Below are 14,105 nucleotides of genomic sequence, written 5' to 3' on the forward strand. Positions count from 1 at the left end.
TTTCTTTATAATCAGTGTAGCATTCACTTTTTTCTTTTTATAGACGAATAGTTATTTTTACCTATAATTAATTTTATTATATATCGACTGCAATCTATTTAAATATTATTTTTTTATTCTGTTTTTCCATTCATATTTTCTGTTTTATTCCGATATAACTGGATATATCACACTATTAAAGGAGCAGATCATGAGAAAAAAAACCCGGAAAAAATCATCAAAAAACTTATCATTACGAAACAAACTTTTTCTTTCTTTTCTACTGATATTGATTATTCCCGGTCTTATTATAGGATCTTTGTCCTATAATTCTGCGAAAGCAGAGGTACGTAATCAATTAGTCGAAAATATGGACAACAGCGCTTTGCTTCTCAATGAACAGATAGAAAGAGAAATCAACGCCAAGAAAAACGATATTACATTCTTTGCTTCGGATATAGATCAAAACATATTTGAAGAGGACGCATCACTAGAAAAACTGGGTGATTACATTGCTCAAAATGACGATGTACTGTCTATCTACACCGGTTCAGCCGAAGGAGATATGATTATTGAACCTGGTGCGGAACTTCCAGACGATTATGATCCAACGACGAGAGACTGGTACACTCTTGCAGAGAGTTCACCTGACGAAGCCGTGGTCACTGAGCCTTACGTCGATGCTGTTACCGGCAACCTCACCGTTACCATTGCTAAAATGATGGAAGACGGGTCCGGGGTGGCTGGTATCGACTACGACCTGACGGCTCTTATTAACTTCGCCGGAAATAATACCGTCGGAGAAGAAGGATATATGATTATTGCTGATTCCCAGGGTAACTACTTGTACAACCCTTCCGCTGAAACCGGCACACCACTCGAAGAAAGTGTAGCATCGGGACTGGCACAATCGGAAGAAGGCATTTTCACCTATGAAATTGACGGCGAAGATAAAGTTATGGACTTCATGACAAATAATGCGACCGGCTGGAAAATCGGTGCCACCATGTATGAGTATGAGGTAACCAACGCAGCTTCCGGCATTCTAACGGAAATGGCTGTTGTTATCGGTATTTCCATCGTCGTTGGTTCCCTTATTGTCTTTTTCATTGTCCGCTCCATCATTCAGCCGCTCCGTCGCCTTTCCAGCAGCGCAGAACGGATCAGCGAAGGGGATTTAACCGAAACGGTGGCCATTACTTCTTCTGATGAAATCGGCCAGCTGGGTACGAGCTTTAATAAAATGGCGGAGTCGCTTCGAACGGTCATTACGAAGCTGAATAACTCCATTGACCAGATGAGCTCGTCTTCCGAGCAGCTTCTTGCCAGCTCGGATCAAACGGCAGCTGCTACCAGAGAAGTGGCCTCTGCTACCGAACAGGTCGCAAGCGGCGCAGAAAATCAAACCGTTAAAATTGAACAGACGAATGAAGAGATCAGCCAGGTTTTCTTAGGCGTACAGACCATTGCGGAACGCTCCTCCCTTGTTTCCGACCTAACGTCTGATGCGTCGGAACGCGCGAAAGAAGGCGAGAAGCACGTGAAACATAACCTGGAGCAGATGGAGTTTATTCACCAATCGGTGTCCAGCTCCAACACGGTCATTCAATCGCTGGCCGAACGTTCCAAAGAGATAGGCAATATTCTTGAAGTGATCAGCGGCATTTCCAGCCAGACCAACCTGCTCGCTTTAAATGCGGCCATCGAAGCGGCACGGGCCGGGGAACAAGGCAAAGGCTTTGCGGTCGTTGCCGATGAAGTCCGCAAACTCGCCGAGCAATCTTCGGAATCCGCCAAGCAGATTGGTACGCTGATTACGAGCATTCAGCAGGATACCGAGCAGTCTGTCCAGCAGATGGGCGCCGTGTCGATAAACGCCGAGCAGGGACTTGTCGTAACAAAAGAAACATCGAACCAGTTCCAGGAAATTCTCCAGAGCATGGAGCAGATTGCACCGAAAATACAGGATGTGTCTTCCACCGCCAAACAAATTACAGACCGCATCAGCGGTGTAACGGCTTCTGCAGAAGACATTTCCACGATTGCCCAGGAAAACGCAGCCTCTTCTGAGGAAGTAGCTGCTTCCACAGAAGAACAGCTGGCTTCCATGGAAGAAATTAATTCAGCCGCCCAGTCATTGAACCGGATGTCTGCGGAACTGAAAGACTTGGTCAATTCATTTAACATTTAATTCGTGAAAAGGAATTCAGGTACCGTTATTATGCGGATCATCTGAGTTTCTTTTTTGTTTTTAAAACGGAAAATCAATACGTACACAAAATAAATACTCCTGCCGAAACAAACATTTCGAATAGGAGTATAGATTTAATCTTATTTACCCTCTGGAAAAAGCTCGGGCATTAGCGGTCCTTCTTCATCCGGTTCCGTTTTTTTATCTTTCGGCGTAATATGCAGAGAAGACTTTCTATATTTGAATTCTTCTACCAGCTGTTCCCCCTGAAATCCTTCAGCAATCAGCTGCTCTAATATTTCTTCCGATACATCTTCCAACGGCTCCCGGTAAGGAGTAATAACTAGTTTTTTATTGTCGATATTTTCAATCATCACTTCTTCTTCTATATCCAAAGCTTCAAAAAACTCTTTCGGGATGCTCATCTGCCTTTTGGATGATACGGCAATTCGTTTTATTTTCCGCTCTTTTCTTTTTTCTTCCATGCTATCTGTTCCTCTCTATCGCCGCTTTCCGGCTCCTTCTTACAGCTAGTTTATCATAATTGACCCCTTGATCTCCATTAGTGCTTAGGGGCTGCCGGTTACCCTGTTATTTCTTCTATTAAATGATCTTTATCCAACGGCGGATAATGATAATAACCCTGAACCTGTCTGCATCCGGCTTTTTTCAAAAAATCAAATTCTTCTTCTACTTCAATTCCTTCTGCCAGCACGTCCATCTTTAAGTCATCAGCCATACGAATAATAAATTCAACAATGTGCTTCTTTCTTGAACTCATATGAATGTTCTGAATAAATTCTCTTGGAATTTTGATTTTATCGAGCGGAAAGCTCTGCAGCACATATAAAGACGAATAGCCGGTGCCAAAATCATCAATCGCAATACGCACACCGTTTAAACGAAGAAGCTGCAGCTGCGTTTTGGCTTCTTCCATATGAAGAGCCAGAACATGCTCTGTAATTTCCAGCTCCAGCGAATCCGGAGGAAACCCTGTTTCATCTAAAACAGCAAGTACCTTTTCTGCAAAACCGGCGTGAATAAGCTGCTGCGGGGAAATATTTACCGCCACTTTCATTTGGCCTTCGGCAGCCCATTCTATCGTCTGTCTGCAGGCTTCCCGTATAACCCATTCACCCAGAGGATGAATAAAACCGTTCTGTTCTGCAATCGGCACAAACGTTTCCGGGGATATAAAGCCTTTTTCTGAATCCTCCCATCGTACTAAAGCTTCTACACCAGTGATTCTTCCTGATTTCGATTCGCACTGCGGCTGGAACAGCAGGCTGAATTCTTTATCGAGTGCTTTAGGAGTCATACGATTTGTGATAAACGTCCGATATTCCGATTCCTCCGACAACCTTTCGGTACAGACTACTGCCTGACCGCCGCCTTTCTGCTTTGCTTCTCTTAAGGCATATTCGGCGCTGTTCATCACATAGGCCGTGTCTGTTCCCACCTGAGCGGATGGAGCCATTCCTATGCTTGCTCTCAGCTTGAACTGGTGATTGTTATATTGGATTGGTTCATGAATAGCTCGAAGAAGTCTTTGTTCCAGGTCTTTATACTGCTTCCGGAGCTTTTCAGAAAAGATAAATAAGAAAATCATCCTGATTTCCCCTTGCAAGATAAGCTTCCTCTGGAAGGACGACCGCTATTCTTTCTTTTATCTGCCGCAGTATATTGTCACCTGTCTGATAACCTGCAATCTGATTAATAATGCGGAATCGATCAATATTAATAACCCATATGTGAAAAGGATGCTCTTCTTTTCTCTCTTCCAATTTGAATTCGAATGCCCGGCGATTTGGTATCTGCAGCGCACTGTCTGTTAGAGAAGCATTTTCTATTTCTTCTGTATAGGCAAGCATCATACGTTCTTTGCTGATAGACAGTGTATTAATCCAAAAAGCAATCAGCAGGGAAATCATAATCAACGATATCCTCGCAATATGATCGGAAATCTGAAGGTACAGAGTAGCCTCCGGAAGGTACCACCAGAGCATAAAGAGCGTGAACAAGCCCGTAATACCGGCAGAAATGAGAGGAAGTCTCGATAAAGAAAACAAGGAAAATATGATAAAAACAAATATTAATGCCCAGACCGTCTGGCCTCCGACTATAGCATAGCGCAGATTTAATAAGGGAATAATTAAAGTCAAAAGCGAAATAGCCCAAGTCTGGGCTTTTGGAGAAAGGCTGCTTTGTGTGACCCACAAAACGATCAAAGCCAGCACTATAATACCTGCCCCTATTAAAATAGAGTAGGGCATATCAGAAAAATAATAATCCACTGCTGCAAATGAAATGGCCCCTATTATTAGAGCTGTGCTTATAATTTGGCCTAATGCTTTCGTGCGGCTTCGAAGAAACGCTTCTTTTCGTTCCAAGTACGGTTCAATTCGATTCATCCCGGGACTCCTCACGGCTTTTACCTTTAGTATACTCTTCTTTCCTTACACTTTCCGGCACGAGACCGCCTCCGGTTCCCCAGATAATGTGGGTTACCGTTTCCGGGTTCACTCCATTTGTTTTCATATAATTGGAGGCCGCTACCTTCTGCGGTCCAGCCATGCCTGCAAGAGCAGAGGGCTCTAAGTAAATCTGCTCCGTATCCATTAAGAGAACCAGATAATCATACAGTCTGCTGTCTTCTATGGTGCAGGCTCCGCTGAGCAAAGGCTTCATGACGTTAGATGCGAGAGCAGAAGGGCGTCCGACAGCAAGGCCGTCTGCTTCGGTTTGATTATCCAGACCAATATCCTGCACACATATTTGTTCATGCTTTTCCGTAATAAGTCCAAGCAGCATGGCCGGAGAATGGGTGGGTTCTGCAAAAAAACAGTGTACATGCTCCCCGAACAAGCGCTTTAATCCGAAGGCAACTCCGCCCGGTCCTCCGCCGACTCCACAGGGCAGATAAACAAATAAAGGATGCTCCTCACTCGGATAAACTTCCGCATTCCTCAGCTGTTCCGCCAGCTCCGATGCTGCTGTCGTATAGCCTGCAAAAAGAAGCTTAGAACGTTCATCATCAACAAAATGACAGGTTTGTTCCTGCTGACACTGCTGACGCCCTTCCTCGACCGCTCTGCTGTAATCATCCTCATATTCCAAAACCTGAACACCATTGCTTCTCAATTTGTCTTTCTTCCATGCTTTAGCGTCTTTTGACATATGTACTTTGGACTGAAAGCCAAGAGCAGCTCCCATTATGCCAATACTCATTCCTAAGTTTCCGGTTGATCCTACTGCTATCGTATAAGACGAAAACAAAGCTTTTGCTTCCGGTGTATTTAATTTACGGTAATCATCCGCGTATCCTGTTAACAAACCTTCTTGCAAAGCAAGCTCCTCTGCCCAGGCAAACACCTCGTGAAAACCGCCGCGTGCTTTTATGGATCCTGCCACCGGCAGTTCACTGTCCTGTTTGATAAAAAGCCTGCCCCGGATCTGCAGCTTCTGCTGAAGATCCCCTATCTCTGTCAAAGGCGAACGATACGGGTCTTCAAAGGAAAATACATCTTTCATCCAGGGCTTGAACCGTTCAAACCTCTCCCTGGCCTCTTCTGCTATATCTTCATTAATAACAGCAGTATGTACAGAATGAACGGACGAAAAGGAAGGATTAAGCCATATTATTTCCTGTGCTTCCGCTACCTGCTTCAGGATAGGAAACTTTTCGATCCACTGTTTAATTTCCATACCACACCTCCTCTTCTTTTTTTAGATTCTATGAAACAAATGATTACATTTATTAAAGGACGGGTAAAGGTATTAAATAGAAACCATTATTAAAATAACTATTATTTAAAAGGAGACTAACAATGGCAAAGCAAACTAACACAAAAGCCGGCAGCAAAATCGGCCTTGGTATTGCTCTTGGTGCCCTAAGCGGCGTAGCGTTCGTACTAACGAATTCTACTTCAAGAGAAAAAGTTAAAACAAGTTCTTCCAAGCTTAAAGAATCAGGAAATAAAATGGTTCAGGAGTATAAAGAAGATCCGGAAGGCAGCAAGGAGCGTATTAGAAACCGCACCCAGAATACGATTACAATCGTAAGAGAAGCTGTAACCAAAATCCAGGAAATACTGGATGAAAGAGGTTCAGAGCTGGAAGAGCAGGCTCAAAAAGTAAAAAATGATTCTCAGGATATTATTTCTTCTGCGAAAAACACGGAGCAGGATATCAAAGGCGTAGGTGAAAAAGTAAAAGAAGCAAAATCAGAATTGAGCGGAGAGAACGCATCAAGCACTTCCGGCTCTTCTGAAACAAACGCTTCCGGCACAGATTCCTCCAGCCAAAGCACGTCCGGTGACTCTTCCAATCAAAACACATCTAATTCCTCTTCAGATGATGATGATACGGATCACCACGTGACCAACCGCCCCGTTTAATACATTATTGTATGGGGACAAAGCAGCCTGGTTAAACAGGCTGCTTTTATTTATGTTGTTTTGTTTAACTGCTTCTTTATAAAGTCTTCCACATGCTTTTGATAGGCCTGTTTATTTTGGCTGAAAGCCTGACCATGTCCGGCTGCATCCACTATATACAGATGCTTTTCTGCATTCGTCCGCTCATAAAGCCTGTACACCATATCAGTCGGTACATAATAGTCCTCTTTTCCATGAATATACAGAATAGGAACCTCCGCTTTTTTTACCTGTTTTAAAGCAGAAGCTTCTTTAAAGAAGTGTCCAGCATACCACTTATTAATAAGGCTTGCAGCAGGCATCAAAGGAAAGGGCGGCAGGCCGAAAGCTTGCTTAAGCTGATGAGCGAGCTGATCGTGCATAGAAGTAAAAGCGCAGTCTGAAACAATACCCCTCACCTGGTCAGGAAGAGCTTCTCCGCTCACAGCCAAAACGATAGACCCTCCCATTGATACGCCGTGCAGCATGATTTCCGCCTGTTTGTCTTGCTGTATGATGACATCTATCCAATCGAGATAATCCTTTCGGTCTGTCCAGCCAAAACCAATGATGTTTCCTTCACTTGCCCCATGCGCCCGGTTGTCGGGGCAGAGCACGTGAAAGCCAAATTCTTCATGATACATTTTAGCCAGAGAAGCCATATCACGCAGCCCGACTTCCGCACGGTACCCATGTGCTAATATAACCGTACGATGAGTTGGATTTTTCGCCCGCAGTAATTTCCCTCTAAGCTGAAGCCCGTCATAGGAAGTGATCTCCAGTGATTCAGGCTTCAGGCTTAATGCCCACTCATAGTCGCGGCGCGACTGTTCATTCATTTCTTCTACAGCAGCGGATGATTTCCCTTCTGCCTGTTTCAACATTGTTCTGTTTCTCCTTGAAAGAGCATAACTGTGCATATACCAGCCTGCTCCTCCGAGAAGAAGGCCGCCCCCTGTTACCAACCCCGCTGCCCATAAACGTTTCACGGGACTTCACACCCTCTCTTTATTGAAAAATCTCCTCCAGCACGTGGTTTTCTTTTTGATGTCGTTTATGCATGAAATACATCAAAATAATCAGTGCAAATATAGGTGTATTTTCTTCTACTTCTTTACTCACTTCGTAGGTCACTTTAAAAAAAGTGGTTCCCGGATACACAGAAGCCAGCTTCCTTCCTTTCATAGAAAGATTCAGGCCTTCTTTCCAATTTTCTTCTAAAACAACCGGCTTTTTGTCGATTTTTCCTTCTATGCGAAAATATAATAGAGAACCCGCTGTTTTGCTTTTTAGATAGTATGTACGTGTTTCTCCCGCCAGGCCATATTCCGCACCCATTTTTGGAAAGCGTGATGATTTTCTGCCCAGATAATGCATTTGCCCCTCTGCCGTTCTATATGTGAAGCCTTCTTTGTCTATATAGCCGCGCCGGTCTTCCTGATAGATGGAGCCGACTTCTTCTCCAAGGCTGTTTTCTACTATTATTTCTGTAAGATTGGATGAAAAACTGCTGTCTTTAAATACATACTTGCGCATCGCTTCCTCCTTCTGCTTTCTTTTCATATACCCTTTCTAAATTAGGATAAAAACAAAGGCAGTGTGTTTTATATTTTACATAAAACATCCGCCGGAGACAGCATCCGGCGGACGTTCTAGATGTAGGACTCTACCGATAGCGAGCTTCCGCCTTTGGGGCGCTGTTCAAGAACCCGTTCGAGCGCTTCTGCCACTTTCTCCGCAGGAAGCAGCATCCCTTCTTTTTTATAGGATTTGAATTGGTCCAGATCACGAAAGTTTTCTTTACTGACCGACCGAATCGATTCCTGCATCGGAGTATCTACAATTCCCGGCGAAAATGCATAGATAGACACTGGGTAAGTCGTGTCCTGCTGCTCCATTGCAGCCGTTTTTGTAAACTGTTCCAGTCCTGCTTTAGAACTGCTGTAGGCACTCCATCCGAAAATAGTAGAGTGGGCAGCTCCGGAAGAAATATTTATTACAGTCTTAGGAATACTCTTTTCCTCCAGACTTTTGATAAAATGTGCGGTACATACAATCGGTGCTGACAGATTAAGCTCCATATGCTTTGATACTTCTTCACTTTTATAGAAGCAGCAGGTCCGACTGGATCAACCATACCGGCATTGTTAATGAGTACGGCTTCCTCCAGCGTACTTTGTCTCATCTCTTCTATCGCCGCTTCCATCATTTTATCGGCTTCTCCGCTAACTGATAAATCCGCCTGGAAAGCTGAAACGGAGGCACCCTGCTTTTCAATCAGCGGCACCAGTTCTTCCAGGCTTGACCGGGCTGATAAAAACAGGTGAGCTCCTTTTTTGGCAAACTGCAGGGCCGCGGCCCGTCCAATGCCTTTGGAAGCTCCAGTAATAATAATATATTTCATGCTATCTTCCTCCTTTATAAAAAAGCCTCTACATTAAAGTATAGGCTTTCTGTCAAATCATTCAGATTCAGATTCTGAGTCTTTTCCATTACTTCCCAGGGCTTTCACAAAATAAGCGGAAGGCAGAAGCACGCCAATACTTGCCTGGATTAATGCGAAAAAACGCGCTGAGCCCACAGGCACAAGATCCCCATACCCGACTGACAATATTGTCACCCCGCTGAAGTACAGACAGTTCAAAAAACCCGTATCTGCAATAGCATCAGTTGGATCGTTGATCACCAGAATCACTTCATTAAAAGATAATAAGTAATAGAGCAGTGCAAAACCAAATGTAACAGCCACTAAAACAAAAAACAGCTTATAAAATAAAGCTGAGTCAAAACCGCTTTTTTTATGTGTTTTATTCGTAAAAAAGTAGTACAGGTTTGCCACAACAAATAAGATGGTCATTCCAATTAATATCGTTGAAATCATAAGGCTCTCTCCCTCTCTCCTTTATCTTAGTTCCCCTGGGACAGAGAGAGAAAACCTTTTATTAGTTATACGTTTCTTATTTCTTCGCTGTATACTCTTTCAATGCTTCCAATACTTCTTCTGCTCCCTCGGGGCTCAAGACTATCTGGCCGTTGGCAAGCGAGATATTGTCGTCATCTACATCTCCTGTAACGATGCAGGCGTGATTTGCTTTATATTTCTGCAGAATGATTTTATCACCATCCACGTAAATTTCCAGCGGATCTCTCTGCTCGATATCGAGTGAACGTCTTAATTCTCTTGGAAGCACAACTCTTCCTAATTCATCTACTTTACGAATGATGCCTGTTGATTTCATGAATGACTTCCACCTTTAATTTTCTATTCAAGTACTCTTTGTTCCGTATCTTCCCTGGTTTCCGTTTTTTCGAAACCGAGTTTGTCCTCTCCTTCGGAGTCAATATCCGAAACTGCCATTGTAAACTCTACCAGCTCAAGTCCTGTCATTTGAGCAAGATTTTCTTTTATCTTTTGTTTCGCTTCATCGTATACTTTTGGAACATTGGATCCATATTTAATCACGACGCTTACATCAATAGCAGCCTGCTTTTTGCCAACTTCTGCTGTAAGGCCTTTTGTCAGATCTTTTCTGCCAAGACGTTCTGTTAAATTACTTCCTGCTCCACCGTCCATTGATAAAATCTCTGGAATATCATTTAAAGTGAGCGCTGCTATTTTTTCTATAACTTTGTTTCAATGTGCAGATCGCGTTGATTTGCATGTGCTTCAGCCATAAATATCCATCCTTTACTATTAAATTTTCGAGTGCTTATTTAACTGTAGAACAAGAGATAATCTATTACGCACTTCCCCCTCCTTTCTAGAATATCAATGTAACAAATGCCCTCCGGAAAGACTAATCCGCTCTTGGAGTATATAAGAACCTGTAAAAATCACTGCCCTCCGGCACTTCTTTCAATAAGAACAAACTTACAATTTCTCCTGTATGCTCTCATTTACGGCCACTTATAAGCATGAGAGGAAAAAAATCCATTCATTGGACACATATTCTTTCTTTCTATATCTTACGCTTAGTATATAACATATCTGATTGTATAAAAAGAAATAATTCAGAATATTCAACCTCTAATAAGAGGAAAAAGCTTCCCATTGAAGGGAAGCTGGTTTTCGTTCATTCGTCATAAGCATTTAGAGCATTTACGCCGTGCGCCATTGCCGATCCGGCTTTTAATGCTGCCGCCACCATAATAACCTCCGCCGTCTCTTCCAATGATGCCCCGGCAGCTTTTGCTGCTTTTGTATGCACTTCTATGCAGTATGGACAGCCTGTCGTGTGGGCAACTGCGACCGCAATCAGTTCTTTTTCTTTAGCGGACAGCACTCCCTGCTTTACCGCTTCGGCATCAAATGCTGCAAATGCTTGAAACGGCTGCGGAACAAGCTTCGAGAACTCAGAGAGTCTGTCAAAGTATGACTTTTTATAAAGAGTATCGTCCTTGTTTTCATCATAAGCATTTAGGGCATTCACGCCATGGGCTAGAGCGGACCCGGCTTTAAGGGCGGCAGCTGTTAAAATCGCTTCTCCCATTTCTTCTTTTGAGGCTCCTGCTGTTTTAGCATTTCCTACATGCAGCTCGATACAATAGGGGCATCCCGTTGTATGGGCGACAGCAACAGCTGTAAGCTCTTTTAATTTAAGATCGAGTGATCCGCTTTCCATCACCTGCTGATCGAAAGCGATAAAAGCACGGAACGCTTCCGGAGCTAAAGATGAAAATTCCTGCAGGCGGGTAAAATATTGTTTTTTGTACAAGATTCCTTCTTCCATTATTCCACCTCTTTTTTCTTATTGAGTACACCCTTTTCTTTTGCAAAAGCCGTGCCAGGCTGAAGAAGCGTTGTGAAGGGCCTTTCAGGAAAAAAGTCCATTTATTACAATGAAAGTAAACAAAATACCGGCTGGAACAGGCTTTATTTCGGCTTCCTCTGTGCAGCCGGTTCAACGTGAACGTGAACATCATACACATCAAACTGGTGCACCAGCGTCTCTTCTACCTGAGTGGATATATCATGGGCCCGTTCAATACTAAGAGCCGGGGGAACACTGAGTACAATGTCCACCACCGTATTATTGCCGTATTTCCTCGCCCGAATATCACGAATATCTGATACGCCGCGCACAATAAAAACGGCTTCTTTATAGGCATCCAGTTCCTCTTCACTGAAGCCATCCGTTAAATAATGAGATGTCTCTCTAAATATTCCCCATGCTGTTTTGCAGATTAACAATCCAACGGCAACCGCTGCTACTGCATCCAGCCACGGAAGATAGAACCGAGCGCCTATAATTCCTATGACTGCTCCGATGCTGACCCATACGTCAGATAGATTATCTTTTGCTGCCGCTTTAACGGCCTGACTGTCTATTTTTTCTCCCAGACGGCGATTAAACTGATAGATGCCGTACATAAAGACAGCACAAAAAATACCGGTTGCTGCTGCTGTCCATTCCGGCGTCACATGCTCTCCGGTTAGTACAGACATCACCGCGCCGGATAACACCTGAATGCCTACCGCCATCATAATAAAAGAAGCAATAAGTGAAGCAATAGACTCTGATTTCCAATGACCGTAAGGGTGATTACTGTCGGCCGGCTTGCGGGATATCATTAAACCTACTAATATCGCAGCCGAAGCTGCTATATCTGTTACGTTGTTCCATCCATCTGCCATTAATGCTTCCGAGTTTGCTGCGTCCCCGACAAACAGCTTAACGGAAGCTAACAATAGATAAGCCGCTATACTCAGCATCGCTCCCCGTTCACCCATTTTTATCTTTTTGTATTTTTCTTCATTTTTCATGGTCCGCCTCCGTTTGAATGTTCTTCATTATTCTATCAAGCAGAGCTCGGGTGGGGATACAGCAACGTTTTGTCCTATTGCTCACTTATTATCAAGCTGCTAACAATGTTTCATTCCGCCAAAAAAGCCGGTGCAGTATTTCTCTGCACCGGCTTTGTTTCAGCTGTCTGTCATTCTTTTTGTATAAACGATCCACGCTGCAGCCAGCGCCGCAGCAAACCACGCCGTAATAATTAAAAGGGGCTGCCATGCTTCCGCGAATCCGCCTCCTGCTTCCATCTGAAAAGCCAGATCAACAAGCTGCATGTTAGGCATGTACTCCAAAAAGGAGAGAGCGGAATACTGATTAATAACGGCATCAATTAAAGGAGTAAATCCAAAGACAAACATGACCGGCAGCAAAGCAACAGATGCTTCCATTACCGTTTTTGTCAGAAGGCCCAAAAGTGTACCAAGTGCTGTATAAAACAGCACGGAAATAAACAAAGCTGCAACAATTACAGGAACGTTAGGAATTTCATAGCCAACCAGAAAAATACTAAGCGCCAGCGTAATTCCCGTAAAGGCTAACGTCAGCAGGCTTTTCCCTATAAGTATTTCTCCTACAGAAGCCGGGGAAAGCATCAGTCCTCTGAGCGTATTCTTTTCTTTTTCTTCTGCAATAATCGCCGCCTGCACAAAGACCGCTACAATCGCAAACGTAAAGTTAATAATGAAATAATACATATCTACAGGGATATCATCCATTTGTCCGTAAAAAACTGCCAGAATAAGAGGAGTTAATGCTGTAGTAGAAATATACATATTTTTCGATACATCTTTCATGTCTTTCTGAAAAATAGCATACATGCGTCTTAATGCCGGTGTCATACGAGCTCCCTCCCCGTCAGTTTAACAAAAATGTCTCCCAGTGTTGGTTCATTCGTGTGTATCGAAGCAATCCGTTCGTCTGCCATATAGGTGTACATCGCTTTAGCATTTTCCGGAACGTTGTCTATTGTTACTTTTTTGCCGGTCTTTAACTCCAGCGTCATCGTATTATCGGCAAATTGGCGGCGCAGCTTCTTAGGGGCATCCAACAGCTGAATCTTACCGTGATCCAAAAAAGCTACCCGATCACACAACACTTCAGCTTCATGCATGTTATGCGTTGTCAAAAAGATAGTTGTTCCCTTTCTATTTAACTCCTTCAGGCTTCGGTAAATATGGGCGGCGTTGGCAGGATCAAGAGCAGAAGTCGGTTCATCCAGAAACAAAAGCTCCGGGGCATGAAGAAAAGCGCGTGCCAGCATTGCCCGCTGTGTCATGCCTTTAGAAAGCTTTCCCACAGCCTTTTTTCCCGTGTCTTCGAGATTCACCATTTCGAGCGCTTCTTCAATCCGGCTGTACGATAGATTATAAAGGTCACAGTAGAGCTTTAAATTTTCATAGACGCTCAATCTTTCATACAGCGCACTGTTGTCCGTTAATACACCCATACGCTGCTGGAAATCATCCTTCCAGCTCTTTGTCATGGAGCGCCCTAATACTAACGCTTCTCCGTCGGTCGGCCGGAGCTGATTGGTCAGCATTTTAATTGTCGTCGTTTTACCCGCCCCGCTCGGACCGAGAAAACCAAAAATTTCTCCAGTGACCACTTTAAAATCGAGATTCTTCAGCGCTTCATGATTGCTGAAAACCTTGGACACATTATTCACTTCGATACTGTATTCCATTAGTACCCCTCCTGGCTGGATGTCAGCTGTTCTGCTGCTGA

The 14,105-nt window shown here is 43.7% G+C and carries 15 protein-coding genes and 1 pseudogene; 2 read left to right on the forward strand and 14 right to left on the reverse strand.

Annotation, left to right across the window (positions count from 1 at the left end):
* The first annotated feature begins 190 nt into the window (after window positions 1-190).
* Window positions 191-2,170 carry a methyl-accepting chemotaxis protein gene (locus MMY81_RS02155; RefSeq protein ID WP_252311454.1) on the forward strand — a complete coding sequence of 660 codons (1,980 nt, stop codon included), beginning with the start codon at window positions 191-193 and terminating at the stop codon, window positions 2,168-2,170.
* A 140-nt stretch (window positions 2,171-2,310) separates the two neighbouring features.
* On the opposite strand, the gene MMY81_RS02160 is transcribed toward MMY81_RS02155, so the two are convergent.
* The 4 genes from MMY81_RS02160 to MMY81_RS02175 all read right to left on the reverse strand — a co-directional run bounded on the left by MMY81_RS02160 (window position 2,311) and on the right by MMY81_RS02175 (window position 5,875).
* Window positions 2,311-2,655: an AbrB/MazE/SpoVT family DNA-binding domain-containing protein gene (locus tag MMY81_RS02160; protein ID WP_252311455.1), complete on the reverse strand. Its 345-nt coding sequence runs from the start codon at window positions 2,653-2,655 to the stop codon at window positions 2,311-2,313.
* A gap of 98 nt (window positions 2,656-2,753) precedes the next feature.
* Window positions 2,754-3,779, reverse strand: coding sequence for a putative bifunctional diguanylate cyclase/phosphodiesterase (locus tag MMY81_RS02165; protein WP_252311456.1), 1,026 nt, complete (start codon window positions 3,777-3,779; stop codon window positions 2,754-2,756).
* The gene (locus MMY81_RS02170) at window positions 3,754-4,581 is read right to left on the reverse strand and encodes a GGDEF domain-containing protein (RefSeq protein WP_252311457.1); all 828 of its coding nucleotides are present in this window, start codon (window positions 4,579-4,581) and stop codon (window positions 3,754-3,756) included. Before MMY81_RS02170 ends, MMY81_RS02165 begins: the two co-directional genes overlap by 26 nt.
* On the reverse strand, window positions 4,568-5,875 hold the full coding sequence (locus MMY81_RS02175; RefSeq protein WP_252311458.1) for a D-serine ammonia-lyase: 1,308 nt from the start codon (window positions 5,873-5,875) through the stop codon (window positions 4,568-4,570). Before MMY81_RS02175 ends, MMY81_RS02170 begins: the two co-directional genes overlap by 14 nt.
* A gap of 122 nt (window positions 5,876-5,997) precedes the next feature.
* Here MMY81_RS02175 and MMY81_RS02180 point away from each other — a divergent pair, with 122 nt between their 5' ends.
* The gene (locus MMY81_RS02180; RefSeq protein WP_252311459.1) at window positions 5,998-6,567 is read left to right on the forward strand and encodes a hypothetical protein; all 570 of its coding nucleotides are present in this window, start codon (window positions 5,998-6,000) and stop codon (window positions 6,565-6,567) included.
* 50 nt (window positions 6,568-6,617) lie between these two features.
* On the opposite strand, the gene MMY81_RS02185 is transcribed toward MMY81_RS02180, so the two are convergent.
* From MMY81_RS02185 to MMY81_RS02235, 10 genes and pseudogenes are all read right to left on the reverse strand, one after another.
* Window positions 6,618-7,574 carry an alpha/beta hydrolase gene (locus MMY81_RS02185; RefSeq protein WP_252311460.1) on the reverse strand — a complete coding sequence of 319 codons (957 nt, stop codon included), beginning with the start codon at window positions 7,572-7,574 and terminating at the stop codon, window positions 6,618-6,620.
* Window positions 7,575-7,593: 19 nt separating this feature from the next.
* Window positions 7,594-8,121: a hypothetical protein gene (locus MMY81_RS02190; protein ID WP_252311461.1), complete on the reverse strand. Its 528-nt coding sequence runs from the start codon at window positions 8,119-8,121 to the stop codon at window positions 7,594-7,596.
* Window positions 8,122-8,237: 116 nt separating this feature from the next.
* A pseudogene (locus tag MMY81_RS34865) lies at window positions 8,238-8,989 on the reverse strand (SDR family NAD(P)-dependent oxidoreductase).
* A 57-nt stretch (window positions 8,990-9,046) separates the two neighbouring features.
* Window positions 9,047-9,466: a potassium channel family protein gene (locus MMY81_RS02205; protein ID WP_252311464.1), complete on the reverse strand. Its 420-nt coding sequence runs from the start codon at window positions 9,464-9,466 to the stop codon at window positions 9,047-9,049.
* Window positions 9,467-9,542: 76 nt separating this feature from the next.
* Complete coding sequence (locus tag MMY81_RS02210; protein WP_252311465.1) at window positions 9,543-9,824, reverse strand: AbrB/MazE/SpoVT family DNA-binding domain-containing protein; 282 nt, start codon at window positions 9,822-9,824, stop codon at window positions 9,543-9,545.
* Between the two features lie 23 nt (window positions 9,825-9,847).
* Window positions 9,848-10,210, reverse strand: coding sequence for an Asp23/Gls24 family envelope stress response protein (locus tag MMY81_RS02215; RefSeq protein ID WP_308215194.1), 363 nt, complete (start codon window positions 10,208-10,210; stop codon window positions 9,848-9,850).
* A gap of 448 nt (window positions 10,211-10,658) precedes the next feature.
* Entirely contained in the window at window positions 10,659-11,315 is a 657-nt protein-coding gene (locus MMY81_RS02220; RefSeq protein ID WP_252311467.1) for a carboxymuconolactone decarboxylase family protein, read from the reverse strand.
* Window positions 11,316-11,458: 143 nt separating this feature from the next.
* On the reverse strand, window positions 11,459-12,349 hold the full coding sequence (locus MMY81_RS02225; RefSeq protein WP_252311468.1) for a cation diffusion facilitator family transporter: 891 nt from the start codon (window positions 12,347-12,349) through the stop codon (window positions 11,459-11,461).
* A 159-nt stretch (window positions 12,350-12,508) separates the two neighbouring features.
* Window positions 12,509-13,219, reverse strand: coding sequence for an ABC transporter permease (locus MMY81_RS02230; protein WP_252311469.1), 711 nt, complete (start codon window positions 13,217-13,219; stop codon window positions 12,509-12,511).
* Window positions 13,216-14,064, reverse strand: coding sequence for an ABC transporter ATP-binding protein (locus MMY81_RS02235; protein ID WP_252311470.1), 849 nt, complete (start codon window positions 14,062-14,064; stop codon window positions 13,216-13,218). Before MMY81_RS02235 ends, MMY81_RS02230 begins: the two co-directional genes overlap by 4 nt.
* Window positions 14,065-14,105: the final 41 nt, after the last annotated feature.

This window comes from Sinobaca sp. H24 (genome assembly GCF_023845525.1).

What these genes read in the sequence shown, in the direction of transcription:
- MMY81_RS02155 (WP_252311454.1), top strand. Translation starts at nt 191, where the DNA reads ATGAGAAAAAAAACCCGGAAAAAATCATCAAAAAACTTATCATTACGA.
- MMY81_RS02160 (WP_252311455.1), bottom strand. Translation starts at nt 2,655, where the DNA reads ATGGAAGAAAAAAGAAAAGAGCGGAAAATAAAACGAATTGCCGTATCA.
- MMY81_RS02165 (WP_252311456.1), bottom strand. Translation starts at nt 3,779, where the DNA reads ATGATTTTCTTATTTATCTTTTCTGAAAAGCTCCGGAAGCAGTATAAA.
- MMY81_RS02170 (WP_252311457.1), bottom strand. Translation starts at nt 4,581, where the DNA reads ATGAATCGAATTGAACCGTACTTGGAACGAAAAGAAGCGTTTCTTCGA.
- MMY81_RS02175 (WP_252311458.1), bottom strand. Translation starts at nt 5,875, where the DNA reads ATGGAAATTAAACAGTGGATCGAAAAGTTTCCTATCCTGAAGCAGGTA.
- MMY81_RS02180 (WP_252311459.1), top strand. Translation starts at nt 5,998, where the DNA reads ATGGCAAAGCAAACTAACACAAAAGCCGGCAGCAAAATCGGCCTTGGT.
- MMY81_RS02190 (WP_252311461.1), bottom strand. Translation starts at nt 8,121, where the DNA reads ATGCGCAAGTATGTATTTAAAGACAGCAGTTTTTCATCCAATCTTACA.
- MMY81_RS02205 (WP_252311464.1), bottom strand. Translation starts at nt 9,466, where the DNA reads ATGATTTCAACGATATTAATTGGAATGACCATCTTATTTGTTGTGGCA.
- MMY81_RS02210 (WP_252311465.1), bottom strand. Translation starts at nt 9,824, where the DNA reads ATGAAATCAACAGGCATCATTCGTAAAGTAGATGAATTAGGAAGAGTT.
- MMY81_RS02220 (WP_252311467.1), bottom strand. Translation starts at nt 11,315, where the DNA reads ATGGAAGAAGGAATCTTGTACAAAAAACAATATTTTACCCGCCTGCAG.
- MMY81_RS02225 (WP_252311468.1), bottom strand. Translation starts at nt 12,349, where the DNA reads ATGAAAAATGAAGAAAAATACAAAAAGATAAAAATGGGTGAACGGGGA.
- MMY81_RS02230 (WP_252311469.1), bottom strand. Translation starts at nt 13,219, where the DNA reads ATGACACCGGCATTAAGACGCATGTATGCTATTTTTCAGAAAGACATG.
- MMY81_RS02235 (WP_252311470.1), bottom strand. Translation starts at nt 14,064, where the DNA reads ATGGAATACAGTATCGAAGTGAATAATGTGTCCAAGGTTTTCAGCAAT.